Here is a 15,512-nt window from a genome sequence, read left to right on the forward strand (position 1 = left end):
TAATAAAAGAAAAAGATTCTCATGATATTAGTTTTTTTGGCTTTAGTTTACAACAAAGGTAAATCTATCATGAACACAAAAAAATACCTCATGTGAGGTATTTTTTTGTAAAAAGCGACATAAAAGTTGTCTTTTTTGCTATTTTTTTAAGTTAACAGTCCTCCGTCAACATTTAATGTTTGTCCTGTAATATAAGAAGACATTTCACTTCCTAAGAAAACACAAGCATTGGCAATATCTGCAGGTTTTCCTAATTTTTTCATAGGAATTGCTTCATTCCATTTTTGAGTGGCTTTTTCATCTAAGGCTGCCGTCATTTCAGTAGCAATAAATCCAGGAGCAATCGCATTGCAACGAATGTTTCTCGAACCTAACTCCAACGCCACAGATTTTGTAAATCCTATTACTCCTGCTTTAGAAGCCGCATAATTTGCCTGTCCTGCATTTCCGCTGATCCCTACTACAGAGGTCATATTGATGATAGATCCTGACTTTGCCTTCATCATTGGCTTAATAACCGCTTTGGTAAGGTTGAAAACAGAATCCAGGTTTACTTTGATAATGGTATCCCAGTCATCTTTAGACATTCTCAACAACAAGTTGTCTCTGGTAATACCCGCATTGTTAATCAGAATATCAATCTGTCCGAACTCAGCCATTACTTCATCTACTAATGTCTGGGCCGCATCAAAATCTGATGCATCCGACTGATACCCCTTAATTTGAGTTACAGAACTTAAAGTTTCTTCTAATTCTTTCGCTTTGTCTACAGAACCGGCGTAAGTGAATGCAACCTTTGCCCCTTGCTGAGCAAACATTTCAGCGATTCCTCTTCCGATTCCTCTTGTAGCTCCCGTAATTAGCGCTACTTTTCCTTCTAATAGTTTCATATTTATTGACAATTATTTCTTTATTATAACCTATTAGTCTTTATTTTTTGAAAACAGACCAATATGTAATTATTTTACAGAGATAAAATTTAAATGACCGCAAAGATATTATAATTTGTTATTCAATACATTTTATCTCGTCAAATTATAGAAATTTTAAGTCTTTTTATGATTAAATAACTTTATTATAGATTATTATCTGTTTCAGAATCTGTAAAATTCAGATATTCAATAGATTTATCTTTTGTCAGTTTTATACCGTCCTTATCCACTGAAAACTTGTCATATATCACATCTTTCAAAGGTTCATTCTGATAATTGGTAACTCCATATTTTTTTTCTTTCTGTACAACAATTTCATTATCAGGAAGAAAAGCATTGATATCATCATAAATAAAAGGAACAATCTCTTTTCCGTTTTCATCTATGATCCCATATAAATTGTCATAGTTTTTGCAAACAATAGCAGGAAACATATTTTGTGGATAATAAAAAATTCCATTTTCTTTTATGGAAGCCACTTTTTTAAGTTCCTCATATCTTTTATCCGTTACTGAAAACTTATAGAATACCCCTTCTTTTTTCACAATTAAACTATTAGGAAAAATCTTTTCAATCTGATAACCTGGTTCCAGAACATCTTCTAAATTTTTATCCAAAAGCCTTTGCTCATTCCCTTTTATTAGGTAAATAAAATTATTCTCGGCTATTTTAATTCCTTCAATATTGTCATATTCTTTCGGAATAATAATCTCTCCATCAATACGTATCACCGCCATTTTAGGATTTTTAAGACTTTTCTGAGTGCTGAATAAATCGTTAAACAATGATTTTACATAGTCGAAATCTGTAGAATAAATTTTTTTCGCTTCCTTTGAAAAGATGTTTATTTTTTCATTTTTAATGAAATAAATATACCGTGTTCCTAAAAACACTTCATCGTAAATTTCCTCAGCAAGACGATTCTCCTGAGCGTCTATAATTCCGTATTTACCGGTTGCAGGATTTTTTGTGACTAAGAAAGGATAACCTCCGATATTATCTACATTGCTGTTAGATATAGTATTTAATATTACTCCATCGTTATCAATGATTTCTCCTTGTCTTTCACCTGTAGGGATGTAAACCTTATTCTTATAAAAATGAAGATTTTCTTTGAACTCTCTGTCGCTTTTTAATTTTCCTTCGGAATCATAAATCTGCCATATATTATCTTTTTTTACAAAAAAACGGTTGTCTCCTGCAAATTTTATTTTATCAGTATAAGGAATGATTTCTTTTCCTTCGTAGTCATAAATTCCTTCTTTTCCGTTTTTAGATACGATAAGTCTTCTTTTAATACTCCAGGAAGGGTTAATTTTGTGGGTATCAAAGGGAATTAACAGCCTTCCTTTCTCGTCCACTAATGCCATATTCTCTTTCTTCGGATCTTTATCTTTAATTTTTACAACAAATCGGTCTTTATAGAGATGAGATATTTCGTTTTTAGCCGGAGCAGTATAGGTAATCACTCCTGTAGAGTCTACAATACCATATTCTGTGGATTCTGCATTGATAGCTATGCCATATCCGTTTGAGTAAAATTTGACTTCCTTGCCAAGTTTTTTTGATAAAAGTATCTGGGTGTATTGATCTGTTTGCTGTGCTGTACAAACAGTTGATAACAATACAAAAACTAGTGTTTTCAATTAAAATTAAATAGCATTATTTACAATAAGAACAATTTCCCCTTTTAAAGTTTTTGTTTTGGAGAACTCAATTAATTCATTGATCGTCCCTCTTTTAGTTTCTTCGAACTTTTTCGAAATTTCACGGCTTAAACTAACTTTGGTTTCTTCACCAAAGAACTCTTTAATCTGTTCCAAAGTAGTGTTTATCTTATGTGGACTTTCGTACAAAACGATCGTCTTTTTTTCTTCTGCAAGCTGTTTAAGCTTGGTTTGTCTCCCTTTTTTTTGTGGTAGAAAACCGGCAAACAGAAATTCATTATTTGGAAGTCCTGAAACCACCAAAGCCGGTACAAAAGCCGTTGCTCCCGGAAGACAAATCATTTCAATGTTATGATCTGATCCTGCTTTTGCCAATAAATATCCCGGATCTGAAATTCCGGGGGTTCCTGCATCCGTAATAAGAGCGATATTCTGACCGTTTTTAAGGTCTGTAATCACTTTTTCGGTCGCCTGATGCTCATTATGTAAATGATAAGATTTTAAAGGCTTAGAAATCTCGAAATGTTTTAATAAAATTCCTGAAGTTCTAGTGTCTTCACATAAAATATAATCAACCTCTTTCAGTACGTTTACTGCTCTGAAGGTCATATCTTCCAAATTTCCGACGGGTGTCGGAACAAAATAAAGAATACCGCTCAAAATTATAAAAATTTATTTTCTACCAATACCCATAATCTCTGAGCATATTCATCCACCTTTTCCCATTTTTTATCATAGTAAAGATCACTCAGATATTCCTTCGCCTCTTCCAGATTTTTGAAGCTGTTCAGGTCTGCAACCACTTCATTCAGTTCAGATTGGCTTCCTCCGAACAGCATTTTTGAAAAAGCAATCCTGTCATTTAAATCCAGTTTAAATTCAGGTTTTGATTTCTCTTTTTCTTTTTCCATATATTCTGTTGAAACATTCATTTTCAACAGGCTTCCCGTATCTTCTTTTTTTACTTCAACAGGCTTTTGCTGAAAATTTTCCGGTGTTTCCAGATGATCATCATCAAAAAGCGTTTGTACTGCTTTCAATCCTCTGATATTGGCCAACCTTATCTTTTTGTCCTGGTGATATTTTTCCAGGTTTTCAAAACTTTCATCAGACGCAGGCTTTTCTTTTTCCGTTGCAGAAGGAGGTGTTTCAAAATCTACTATTTTGCCTCTTCTGTTGTCTTCTTCAACAACTATTTCTTCTTCTTTCTCCTCTTCTGCTGTCGAATCTTCATGCTTTATCTCTGTCAGAATATTTTCTACATTGGAAGTTTCTGTGATCATTTCACCCTGCTCTATAGCAACATTTGAAACGACAAACTGATCTTCATCCTCTTCAATCAGAATCGCTTCTTCTTCATACATCTCCGTATCAAAAATACTTGGAATGGTTTCTGAAATTTCTGAAGATTCTTTGGTTATTGTTTCTTCAGCGAAATTCTTTTCTTCCTCATCATACTTATTTTCAGATTCCTCGATTTCGTTCAGCTGGTTATTAAAAATAGCTTCTTCCTCAGTAACTTTCTGATGAAACATTTCTTCTGAAATATCATCTGCATTATCAGGTTTTGCTTCGGCAAGAATTCTCTCTTCATCTACAAAATCCAAGGCACTCTCATGATATTCCGAAAGGCTATTTTCTTCTATTTCTTTAAGTTGCTCATCATAAACGGCTTCTTCATTTGTTTTTTGATCATATGCAGAAGCTGAACTCTCATTAGTATTCGCAGGTTCAAGATTCTCACCTACAAAGCTTATTATGTTTTCGTGATACTCATTTTCAGCAATTTCATTCAGCTGATTATTAAAAATAGCCTCTTCTTCCTCAATATTCTCTGCAAAAACCTCTTGTTTTTCATCGATTTCATTCAATTCATTATTGAAAATAGCTTCTTCTTCAATAATTTCATTGTTGTTAAGCTCATTATTTTCTGAAACAGAAGACGTATTTTCTGTAATGAAGTACTCAATATTTTTTTCGAGCAACCTTAAAAATGAAATTCTGTTGGCAAGCTCATCCACAAGATCCTGCTTAGAAAGCAGCTCATCTACGTTATTTATTTTCTCCAAAATATCAATGATATTCTTGGATTCAAAAAAAATTTTTTCCTTTAAATCTTGGATGTTTTGCATATTAAGAATCTTATTAAAATTGCTTACTTTTGATCTTAAAAATATACGGCTAATTTAACAAATGTTTTTAGAAAATACAATTAATCACTCCAAACAAAGCGGTTGGATGGAAGTTATTTGTGGCTCAATGTTTTCCGGAAAAACCGAAGAGTTGATCCGAAGGCTTAGAAGGGCAGAAATGGCGGGGCAAAATGTGGAAATTTTTAAACCAAAACTGGATACTCGTTATTCTGAAGAAGACGTGATTTCTCATAATCAGAATAAAATACGAAGCACACCTGTAGAAAATCCTAACGAAATTCTTTTGTTGGCGTCCAATTGCGATGTCATCGGAATAGATGAAGCCCAGTTTTTCGATCAGGGGATTGTAGATGTTGCCAATCAGTTGGCCAATAGCGGGATCAGGGTTGTTATTGCCGGATTGGATATGGATTTTTTAGGACGTCCGTTTGGACCAATGCCTAATCTTATGGCAACCGCAGAATATGTAACAAAAGTGCATGCTATTTGTAAGAGAACAGGAAATCTGGCCAATTATTCCATGAGGATTTCTCAAGGTAATAATTTAGTTGAATTAGGTGAAACAGAGAGTTATGAAGCAGTAAGCCGACGTGTTTTTATTGATGAAGTACTTTCGAAGAAGAAAAATAGTTAAATTAGACATAAGATTAAATTTTAAATCTTAAAATATATTTTGTTGAACATAACAGTACAAATCAGCTTATAAAATAAGTTGATTATAAATAGATGCTTTATGATTGACAAGCAAAAGCAAACACAAAATACCAGCAGAAAGGGCACCAATGAACTATACAGTAAATCAAATTGCAGACATCACCAATGCTAAAGTAATTGGAGATAAGAGTTTAGTTATCAAAAACATAGCTTTTGATAGCAGAATCATATATTCCACAAAAAATACTGCATTTATTGCCATCAATACCCATAAAAATTCGGGTGAAAAGTTCATTGAATCTGCTATTGACAGAGGAATCAATATTATTATTTCTGAACATGAATATGATCAATTTGAGAATATAACATGGATTATTGTTGAGAATTCTGTCGATTTTCTTCAAAAACTGGCAAAATTTCATTTTGAAAATGCCCATTTAAAATCTATCGGAATTACCGGAAGTAACGGGAAAACGATTTTAAAGGAATGGCTGTATCAATGTCTGTGGAATGAATTTCCAACAGTTAAAAGCCCGAAAAGTTTTAATTCTCAGATCGGACTTCCTCTTTCTCTCCTTCAAATCAATACTTCTCATGAACTGGGAATTTTTGAAGTCGGAATTTCCAAACCAAATGAAATGGATAAGCTGGAAGCTATTTTCCATCCGCAGATTGGTTTATTGACCCATATCGGGACTGCCCATCTTGCCAATTTCCAATCGGAGGAAGAACTTATTGACGAAAAAATAAAACTTTTCAAACACTCTGAAGTCATCATTTACAATGGAGACAATTCACTGGTTGATAAAAAAATAAAGGAATTATATTCAAGTAAAAAATTAATTTCTTACGGTTTTAAAGAAAACAATCAGATTTCTTTTAAAAACAATATTTCAAAAGACGAAAATGTTATTGTGCAATATTTTGGTGAAGAAATCTCTTTTCCGGTTCATCAAAGAGACGAAGCGACGTTAACCAATGCTCTGGCTCTTGTAACTGTCTTAAAGGAGTTAGGGGTCGAAAATCAAAAGATCGTCGAAAAAATCAACGCTCTGAAGGCCGTTGAAATGAGGCTTGAAGCTATTGAAGGAATTAAAGGAAATATTATCATTAATGATTCTTTCAATCTTGATCTGGATTCATTAAAAACGGCACTGCAATTTTTAAACGAATACAATAAGCCGAAGAAATCTTTGGTACTCACCGATATCGTTGGTGTTAATTCCAATTCTAAAGAACTATACGAAGAAGTTTCCGAGTTGGTCAATGAACAGAATTTTGATTCTGTTTTCTTAATCGGGAATGAAATATCAAAATTCAGTGAATTATTTAAATCTAAAACTTTTACTTTCATCAACACTCAGGAATTAATTGAAAGTAAACATATTACTGAAATTGAAAATCAGATCATCCTGTTAAAAGGAGCCAGAAAATTTGAAATTGAAAAGCTTAAAGATATCCTTGAACTGAGAAAGCATGATACGGTTTTAGAAATCAACCTGAATGCTATTTTACATAACATCAATTATCATAAGTCTTTGCTTAAATCCACCACTAAAATGATGGCCATGGTAAAAGCAAACTCTTACGGCTTAGGAAGTTACGAAATTTCTGAATTCTTACAGCACCACCATATTGATTACCTAGGAGTTGCTTTCGTAGATGAGGGTGTAGAACTTCGTAAAAAAGGAATTACGGTGCCTATTGTTGTTATGAACCCAGAACAGCATAGCTACGAAACAGTAATAGAATATAATTTAGAACCTGAAATCTATAGTTTCAGGGTTTTGGAATTATTTTATGAAGCGGTTCAGAAATCGGGTTATGATAAAAAATATCCTATCCATATTAAGCTGGAAACAGGAATGCATCGTCTTGGTTTTAAAGAGTATGAATTGGAGCAGCTAAGTGAAACTTTAAAGCACAAGAATGTTAAGGTTCAAAGTATTTTCAGCCATCTTTCGTCTTCAGATATGCCTGAAGAGAAGGAATTTACTCAGCATCAGCTGGAAAGCTTTGAGAAAAATTCAGGATATTTAATTGAAAAATTGGGCTACACTCCTATTCGACATATATTAAATTCTTCTGGAATAACAAGTTATACTGACCATCAATACGATATGGTTAGAATAGGAATTGGAATGTTAGGAGAATCACCAAATAGTGAAATACAAAAACAACTAAGATCGGTTGTCAGTTTTAAAACAGTAATTTCTCAAATTTCTTCAGTAGAAAGTGGAGAATCAGTTGGTTATAGCAGACGATTTAAAACCGACCATAGAACAAAAATTGCCACCATTCCTGTAGGATATGCAGATGGAATTCCAAGATTAATCGGAAATCAGGTAGGAAATGTGGGAATTAATAAAACTTTAGCCCCTATTGTTGGAAGCATTTGTATGGATATGATGATGATTAATATAGATCATATTCCCAATGTAAAAGAAGGAGATACGGTAACCGTTTTTAATGCCTATCCTAGTCTTAAAGAATTCGCAGGCTACTGCCAAACGATAACCTATGAAGTACTAACCTCTATTTCACCCCGGGTGAAACGGATCTATATAAAAGATTAAGCCTATGCGAAAAATCCTGATCATTTTATTTGCATTTCAGCTGATTTTGTTTCAGTCTCAGATCAAGAAAGATTTAGTGATTCCGAAGAATCCAAGAATTGGACTTTCCCTTGCTGGTGGCGGAGCTAAAGGATTTTCTCATGTGGGAGTACTTAAAGTATTGGATTCTTTGGGAGTAAAAGTAGATTATATTGCCGGAACCAGTATGGGAGCCATTGTAGGAGGACTATACGCTTCCGGATATTCCGGAAAAGAGATTGAAAAGATCGTGATGGATACAGATTTCTATTCATTGATCATGGATCCTAAAGCAAAACGTCAGGAAACTACTTTTTATAACAAATCCGTAGATAAATATCTTTTATCCATTCCTTTAAAAAACGGAAAAATCACTCTTCCGTCTTCCATCAGTACGGGACAAAAAAATGTTTACTTACTGAAAGAACTTTTTAAGAACGTTTCGAATATTGATGATTTTTCCAAACTTCCGATTCCTTTTATGTGTGTTGCCACCAATCTCGAAAGCGGAAATATGCAGATTTTTGAAAAAGGAGATCTCGTACAATCAATAATGGCAAGTTCAGCCTTTCCATCTTTAATGGATCCTGTAAAAATAGGTGACAGCATTTATATAGATGGAGCCATGAGTGTAAACTATCCTTCAAAGCCTTTAAAGGACAAAGGAATCGATATTGTAATCGGCGTGGATCTTAACCAAGATCTATCAAAAAGAGAGGATTTAAACAATATTATAGCGATTTTAAATCAGGTCATCGATTTCGGTATTAAAAAAGATACCAGAAGACAGTATAAATACACGGATATTAATATTAAACCTGATCTGAAAGGAATGACCGCCACAAGCTATGATGATAAGAAAAAAATTCTTGATAGCGGCTATGTGGAAGGACTTAAATATGTAAATATCCTGGATCAATTACCCAAACGTCCATTTGAACGTCTCAGACAGCAAATAAACCCCATTTATTCCAACGTTTATAAGATTGACAGCGTTTCCATAGATGGAGGGAAAATATACGGTAAAAACTATGTTCTGGGAAAAATGGGACTACGGCTCCCCTCTCTGGAAACTTACGGAAGTGTCAACAAAAAAATTGATAAGCTTGTTGCCACCAATAATTACCGTTTCATCAATTATGATATCGTTCCTGAAAACGATGCCAATTATCTTAAGCTATACGTAACAGAAGATGAAAGTCGCCATTTCTTGAAATTCGGACTTCACTATGACGAAATTTTCAAAACAGGATTACTCTTAAATTATTCAGCCAAACGGCTTCTTTTTAAAAACACCAATTTATCATTGGATGTGATTGTAGGAGACCAGCCAAGATATTACTTAAACTATTTTATAGATAACGGCTATATTCCCGGCTTAGGAATTTATTCATCCGGAATGAGCTTCACACTAAGAGATATTAATAATTACGATATAGACAAATGGGAATGGCTCCGAAATGAAATATACATCCAATCAATCTGGAAAGATAAATTCGCGATCGGAGGAGGGTTAAGCCACGATTATTTCGAAGCAGAATCGAATGGTACAAATAAAAGGTATAACCGATTCCTCAATCCTTACATCTTTTTAAAAAGCGATACCCAGAATGATAAAGACTTTCCTACCCGCGGAATTTATATCAACGCCGAAGGTAAAGTTATCGACTTATTAAAATCTGAAGTCGATAAAAGACTGGTTCAGATAAAAGCAGACATCAGACTCAATATCCCTTTAACAAAATATTTCAGTTATCGTCTTAATTTATATGGAGGAATTACAATTGGAGAAAACCTTCCTCAATTCTATCAATACAGATTAGGGGGCATTTTCGAACAAAATGTAGTTAATTTTAAAAGCTTTGCAGGTTTTAATTTTGCTCAGCTGAATACCAATAATTTAATTTTAATTTCCAACGATGTCCAGTTTAAGTTTAATAAAAACTACTTCGTCAGTGGAAATTTCTCTTTTGCAAATCTATCCAATGATATTAGTTTCGAAGACGCTGTAAAGTTAAATTACAGTTCACTGGGAATTACAGCAGGTTATAAATCTCCTTTCGGACAGATAAAAATTAATTTTAGCCATTCACTTAAAAATAATCAAAAAGGCATATTCAGTGTAATTTTGGGACACTGGTTTTAAAAACAATGATACAATTCTTTTACGAAAACTTACCGGAATCTGTAAATACAGATTATAAAAATTGGCTGGAAGACATTATTCTTTCAGAAGGAAAAAAACTTGGCGAAATCAATTATATCTTCTGTGACGACGAATATTTATTGAAAGTAAACCAGGATTATTTACAACATGATTACTATACAGATATCATTACTTTCGACTATGTGAAAGGCAAAACAATAAACGGAGAGATTTTCGTATCTTTGCAGCGCATTTCAGATAACGCTTCTACTCTATCCAAAGATTATGAAGAAGAGCTGAGAAGAGTTTTAGCTCACGGTATACTTCATCTTTGCGGATACAAGGATAAAACTGAAGAAGAAGAAAAAGGAATGCGGGGAAAAGAAGATCATTATTTAGCAAAATACAATTATAAACAAAGCTAAAGAAACCGCAATACAAGCTATTTTAGCGCGTATTTTTAAACAATGTTTCACGTGAAACATTTATAGAGAAGATTAAAATTTAAGGCTTAAAACAAGCAATAAAAAATGATATCAGAAATATATGATGTAATCGTAGTTGGTGCCGGTCACGCAGGATGTGAAGCAGCAGCTGCAGCAGCCAATCTGGGTTCAAAGACTCTGCTTATAACAATGAATATGCAGACAATTGGACAGATGAGCTGCAACCCTGCGATGGGAGGAATCGCAAAAGGACAAATTGTAAGGGAAATCGATGCAATGGGAGGTTATTCAGGGATTGTAGCAGACAAATCTGCCATACAGTTCAAAATGCTAAACCTTTCCAAAGGACCCGCAATGTGGTCCCCAAGAACACAGAACGACAGAATGCTTTTCGCAGAGGAATGGCGTTTAGCATTAGAAAATACTCCAAATCTTGATTTTTTTCAGGATATGGTAAAACAGCTTATTATAGAGAATAACAAGGTAGTAGGAGTTATTACTTCATTAGGAATTGAGATAAAAGGACGCTCAGTAGTACTTACAAACGGTACTTTTCTTAATGGTTTGATCCATGTTGGAGATAAACAGCTAGGAGGTGGAAGAATGGGTGAACCAAGAGCTTTTGGTATTACTGAACAGTTAGTTTCTTTAGGCTTCGAAGCCGGAAGAATGAAGACAGGTACTCCACCGAGAGTAGACGGAAGAAGCCTGGATTATTCTAAAATGGAAGAACAGAAAGGAGATAAAAACCCTCAAAAATTCAGCTATTTAGATACTCCTAAGTTAACCAAACAATTAAGTTGCCATATTGTTTATACAAACGAAACGGTACACGATATTTTACGTGAAGGATTCGACAGAAGCCCTATGTTCAATGGTACTATTCAAAGTTTAGGACCAAGATATTGTCCGAGTATTGAAGATAAAATCAACCGTTTTGCAGAGAGAAACAGACATCAGTTATTCGTAGAACCGGAAGGCTGGAGAACTGTAGAAATCTATGTAAATGGATTCAGTTCATCACTTCCTGAAGATGTACAGATCAAAGCAATGAAACATATTCCGGGATTTGAGAATGTAAAAGTATTCCGTCCTGGCTATGCTATTGAATATGATTACTTCCCTCCTACTCAATTAAAGCATACCTTAGAGACAAAATTGATCGATAATTTATACTTTGCTGGGCAGATTAATGGTACAACTGGATATGAAGAAGCGGCTGGACAAGGTCTTATTGCAGGGATCAATGCTCACAATAAAGTAAAAGAAAAGGATGAGTTTATCCTGAATAGAGATGAAGCTTATATTGGGGTTTTAATTGATGATCTGATTACAAAAGGTACGGAAGAACCTTACAGAATGTTTACCTCAAGAGCTGAATACCGACTTCTTTTAAGACAGGATAATGCAGATATCAGACTTACTCAGAAGGCTTTTGATTTAGGTTTGGCAAAAGAAGACAGATTACAAAGAGTAAACGAAAAAGTAGCTAAAAGTGAGGAACTTGAGAACTTCCTTCGAGAAACTTCTTTAAAACCTGGAGTGATTAATCCTATTCTTGAAAGTATTGAAAGTAGTCCTGTTGATCAGGCTTACAGAGCTGCCCAAATCCTTACAAGACCTAATATGACATTAGAAAAGCTAGATGGAATTGACTTCATCAATGAGGTTTCTTCTACTTATGATGACGAAGTAAGAGAGCAGGCTGAAGTAAATATTAAATACAGAGGTTATATAGAAAAAGAAAAAGAGAATGTAGCCAAACTAAACCGTTTGGAAAACATCAAAATTCCTGAAGATTTTGATTACACAAAAATCTCAAGTTTGTCTGCCGAAGCCAAACAAAAAATGTCAAATGTGAGACCAAAAACTATTGCACAGGCAGGAAGAATCAGTGGGGTTTCACCTGCCGATATAAACGTTTTACTGGTCTATTTAGGACGTTAAATATAAAATGTTTCACGTGAAACATAGATAAAATAAAGGCGAAAATTAAGGTATTTATGAGCATATTATAAACTCTGAATATCTTAATTTTTATATTTAAAGAAAAAAATTCAATGAAAATTAAAGATCATTTTCTTTCACAGGAAATATTTGAAATTAAAGAAACAGAAACAAAAGGGGTATTTAAGACCTCCCCTATTCCATCGAATATTTCAAAATATTATGAAAGCGAAGATTACATTTCCCATCATCAGGATTCAGGAAGCTTAAAAGAAAAGCTATATAAATTTTTACAGTCATTCAATTTACAGTATAAAAAAACAATACTTCTGGACAGAATTAAGAAAGGCTCAAGAGTATTGGATTATGGATGTGGTGCCGGAGAATTTGTAAAATTTATAGAAAATGATTTTGAAACGTTCGGTTTTGAACCAGATTCCGATGCTAGAAAAGCTGCCAAAAATAAGATTTCAAAAGCAACTATCTTCGATAATATTAATACCATCGAAGATCAGAGTTTGGATGCCATTACGCTTTGGCATGTTTTCGAGCACATAGAAAACCAGGATGAAATGCTTGAAATTTTTAATAGTAAATTAAAGGAAAAAGGACTTTTGATTATTGCTGTTCCCAACCCTACTTCTTACGATGCAAAACACTATAAGGAATATTGGGCAGCTTATGATGTACCAAGACACATCTATCATTTCTCAAAAAAAGGAATGGAAAATCTTATCGCTAAGAAAACAAATTGGAAAATGAGAAAAATCAAACCATTGGTTCTCGACTCATACTATATCTCAATGTTGAGCGAAAAATATAAAAAATCACCTCTTTTTTGGTTAAAAGCAACAATCTACGGAACGATTTCTAACGTAAAAGCTCTTTTTTCGAACGAATATTCAAGTTTGATATATATTATCGAAAAAAAGTAGAAAATCGATTTTTGGCCTATTTCTAAAGGTCAATTTTTCATATATTTAGTATAAAAAGTAAAAAACTCAGAAAAATTTCTGAGTTTTTTTATTTTGTTAGCCAATTCCCCTACTCAATCTTCAAATTAAAATTTTTCCAAAAAATATAAAAAATGAAAAACCAAACCCTAATTTCAAAATATGGGTAATATGTTAATAACAGTCTAAATAATGGAAATAGAAAAAATTTCATTTCTATAACTAAGAGCCTGAGAATCGCATAGATTATTTTTGATTAATTTCTATACGATACAGAAGAAAGAAAATAATATAATTTTTAAAAAAAATGTTAAGAATTTTAAATTTTATGCTTTTTCGAAAATTAGGAAGATTATATCTACCTATAATCAAGAGTCTAAACTAAGTCTCTGAGAATCTTACAGATTTTTTTAATTAATAATTGTTCAGTGGAACAGACCCAAAGAATTTAAATATTTTAGTTTTATAGAAAACTTAATTCAATTTAAAAAATGATACTTTCATAAGTCAAACTAAGCCTCTGAGAATCGCATAGATTTATTAAATTAATAATAATACAGTACGACAAACAGAGAAAGTATAAAAATTTTCAAGAATATAATCTTTAGTATAAAGCAAACATCAAAAAGTAAAGACATGCCAAAGAAATTCTGGTAAATTTGGGATAAAAAGCAAAAGTCTGCTATAATAGCAGACTTTCAATAATATATCTTTTTCTTTTTAGTTATTAATTGCAGCAACTCCAGGAAGTTCTAAACCTTCCAAACTTTCAAGCATTGCTCCACCTCCGGTAGAAACATAACTTACTTTGTCACCATAACCAAACTGCTTTACGAAAGCAACACTGTCACCTCCTCCTACTAAAGAAAAAGCTCCCTGTCTCGTAGATTCTGCAATACTATCACCTAGAGCAACTGTGCCTGCTGCAAAGTTTGACATTTCAAAAACTCCGATCGGTCCATTCCACAGAATAGTTCTTGAATTTAAAAGTACATCATTAAACTGATCTCTTGATCTTGGACCTGCATCCAATCCCATCCATCCTTCAGGAATAGCATAGATATCCACTTCTTTTCTTTCAGCATCATTACTGAAACTTTCAGCGATGATAGTATCAGAAGGAAGATATACTTTTACATTATGTTCTTTAGCTTTTCCTAAAATCTCAAGAGCTAAAGGCAATTTATCTTCCTCAACCAGAGAAGTTCCGATCTTACCACCAAGAGCTTTAATGAAAGTAAATGCCATTCCGCCACCGATAATTAAATTATCAACTGCTGGTAAAATATTTTCTATAATTGTAATTTTAGTAGAAACTTTGGATCCACCAAGTATCGCAGTTACAGGGCGTTCACCACTTTTTAATACTTTATCAATTGCCTGAAGCTCTTTAGCCATTAATAAACCGAAAAATTTAGTTGAAGGAAAGAATTTAGCAATTACAGCTGTAGAAGCATGTGCTCTGTGCGCTGTTCCGAAAGCATCATTTACATAAGCATCTCCTAATTTAGAAAGTTGTTCTGCAAACGCTTCATCTCCTTTCTCCTCTTCATTATGAAAACGTAGGTTTTCCAATAAAAGGACCTCTCCAAGTTGAAGCTCTGCGGAAGCTTTTTCAGCTTTCTCTCCTATACATTCGTCCACAAACTTAACTTCCTGTCCTAAAACATTAGAAACTTCATCTACTATATGTTTTAATGAAAATTCATCTTTAACTTCACCTTTTGGTCTTCCCAAGTGAGCCATTAAAATTACAGATCCTCCGTCCTTAAGAATTTTATCAACCGTAGGTTTTACAGCTACTATTCTTGTATTGTCTGTTACTTTCAACTGATCATCCTGAGGAACATTAAAATCTACCCTTACCAGAGCCTTTTTACCATTAAAATTGAAATCATTGATTGTTTTCATATATACTGTTTATTTTCTATAGTTATGATACCTGCATTCCAGAACTTCTCCCGTTCGGGAAATTCTGAAGAGCTGATTTCATAAACAACGTTGAATTTTTCTTTTCACA

Annotated in this window: 11 protein-coding genes; 6 read left to right on the forward strand and 5 right to left on the reverse strand. The window is 33.4% G+C overall.

The annotated features are described in order from the left end of the window. Nucleotides 1–146 precede the first annotated feature (146 nt). The 4 genes from fabG to CLV73_RS14210 form a co-directional block, all read right to left on the reverse strand. Nucleotides 147–890 carry a 3-oxoacyl-[acyl-carrier-protein] reductase gene (gene fabG, locus CLV73_RS14195; protein WP_100377532.1) on the reverse strand — a complete coding sequence of 248 codons (744 nt, stop codon included), beginning with the start codon at nt 888–890 and terminating at the stop codon, nt 147–149. Between the two features lie 185 nt (nt 891–1,075). After that, nucleotides 1,076–2,578, reverse strand: a complete 1,503-nt coding sequence (locus CLV73_RS14200; RefSeq protein ID WP_157798806.1) for a WG repeat-containing protein — start codon at nt 2,576–2,578, stop codon at nt 1,076–1,078. Between the two features lie 6 nt (nt 2,579–2,584). Then, nucleotides 2,585–3,259 carry a 16S rRNA (cytidine(1402)-2'-O)-methyltransferase gene (gene rsmI, locus CLV73_RS14205; protein ID WP_100377534.1) on the reverse strand — a complete coding sequence of 225 codons (675 nt, stop codon included), beginning with the start codon at nt 3,257–3,259 and terminating at the stop codon, nt 2,585–2,587. A 2-nt stretch (nt 3,260–3,261) separates the two neighbouring features. Next, nucleotides 3,262–4,731: a hypothetical protein gene (locus tag CLV73_RS14210; protein WP_100377535.1), complete on the reverse strand. Its 1,470-nt coding sequence runs from the start codon at nt 4,729–4,731 to the stop codon at nt 3,262–3,264. A gap of 61 nt (nt 4,732–4,792) precedes the next feature. Here CLV73_RS14210 and CLV73_RS14215 point away from each other — a divergent pair, with 61 nt between their 5' ends. The 6 genes from CLV73_RS14215 (at nt 4,793) to CLV73_RS14240 (ending at nt 13,474) form a co-directional block, all read left to right on the forward strand. Next, the gene (locus CLV73_RS14215; protein WP_100377536.1) at nt 4,793–5,386 is read left to right on the forward strand and encodes a thymidine kinase; all 594 of its coding nucleotides are present in this window, start codon (nt 4,793–4,795) and stop codon (nt 5,384–5,386) included. A gap of 148 nt (nt 5,387–5,534) precedes the next feature. Continuing rightward, on the forward strand, nt 5,535–7,982 hold the full coding sequence (locus tag CLV73_RS14220) for a bifunctional UDP-N-acetylmuramoyl-tripeptide:D-alanyl-D-alanine ligase/alanine racemase (protein WP_100377874.1): 2,448 nt from the start codon (nt 5,535–5,537) through the stop codon (nt 7,980–7,982). 4 nt (nt 7,983–7,986) lie between these two features. Then, nucleotides 7,987–10,146 (forward strand): patatin-like phospholipase family protein, encoded by a 2,160-nt coding sequence (locus tag CLV73_RS14225; RefSeq protein ID WP_100377537.1) that lies wholly within the window; start codon nt 7,987–7,989, stop codon nt 10,144–10,146. Nucleotides 10,147–10,151: 5 nt separating this feature from the next. Beyond that, entirely contained in the window at nt 10,152–10,571 is a 420-nt protein-coding gene (ybeY, locus tag CLV73_RS14230; RefSeq protein ID WP_100377538.1) for an rRNA maturation RNase YbeY, read from the forward strand. A gap of 105 nt (nt 10,572–10,676) precedes the next feature. Then, nucleotides 10,677–12,539 carry a tRNA uridine-5-carboxymethylaminomethyl(34) synthesis enzyme MnmG gene (gene mnmG / locus CLV73_RS14235; RefSeq protein WP_100377539.1) on the forward strand — a complete coding sequence of 621 codons (1,863 nt, stop codon included), beginning with the start codon at nt 10,677–10,679 and terminating at the stop codon, nt 12,537–12,539. 113 nt (nt 12,540–12,652) lie between these two features. Next, on the forward strand, nt 12,653–13,474 hold the full coding sequence (locus CLV73_RS14240) for a class I SAM-dependent methyltransferase (RefSeq protein ID WP_100377540.1): 822 nt from the start codon (nt 12,653–12,655) through the stop codon (nt 13,472–13,474). Nucleotides 13,475–14,212: 738 nt separating this feature from the next. Here the strand turns inward: CLV73_RS14240 and CLV73_RS14245 are convergent. Beyond that, nucleotides 14,213–15,403, reverse strand: coding sequence for a phosphoglycerate kinase (locus tag CLV73_RS14245; RefSeq protein WP_100377541.1), 1,191 nt, complete (start codon nt 15,401–15,403; stop codon nt 14,213–14,215). Between the last annotated feature and the right edge of the window lie 109 nt (nt 15,404–15,512).

It is taken from the genome of Chryseobacterium geocarposphaerae, assembly GCF_002797535.1.
Taxonomy (GTDB): Bacteria; Bacteroidota; Bacteroidia; order Flavobacteriales; family Weeksellaceae; genus Chryseobacterium; species Chryseobacterium geocarposphaerae.

Excerpts from the sequence above, each read along its gene's own strand:
- fabG (WP_100377532.1), bottom strand. The coding sequence starts at position 890 with ATGAAACTATTAGAAGGAAAAGTAGCGCTAATTACGGGAGCTACAAGA.
- CLV73_RS14210 (WP_100377535.1), bottom strand. The coding sequence starts at position 4,731 with ATGCAAAACATCCAAGATTTAAAGGAAAAAATTTTTTTTGAATCCAAG.
- CLV73_RS14215 (WP_100377536.1), top strand. The coding sequence starts at position 4,793 with ATGTTTTTAGAAAATACAATTAATCACTCCAAACAAAGCGGTTGGATG.
- CLV73_RS14220 (WP_100377874.1), top strand. The coding sequence starts at position 5,535 with ATGAACTATACAGTAAATCAAATTGCAGACATCACCAATGCTAAAGTA.
- CLV73_RS14225 (WP_100377537.1), top strand. The coding sequence starts at position 7,987 with ATGCGAAAAATCCTGATCATTTTATTTGCATTTCAGCTGATTTTGTTT.
- ybeY (WP_100377538.1), top strand. The coding sequence starts at position 10,152 with ATGATACAATTCTTTTACGAAAACTTACCGGAATCTGTAAATACAGAT.
- mnmG (WP_100377539.1), top strand. The coding sequence starts at position 10,677 with ATGATATCAGAAATATATGATGTAATCGTAGTTGGTGCCGGTCACGCA.
- CLV73_RS14240 (WP_100377540.1), top strand. The coding sequence starts at position 12,653 with ATGAAAATTAAAGATCATTTTCTTTCACAGGAAATATTTGAAATTAAA.
- CLV73_RS14245 (WP_100377541.1), bottom strand. The coding sequence starts at position 15,403 with ATGAAAACAATCAATGATTTCAATTTTAATGGTAAAAAGGCTCTGGTA.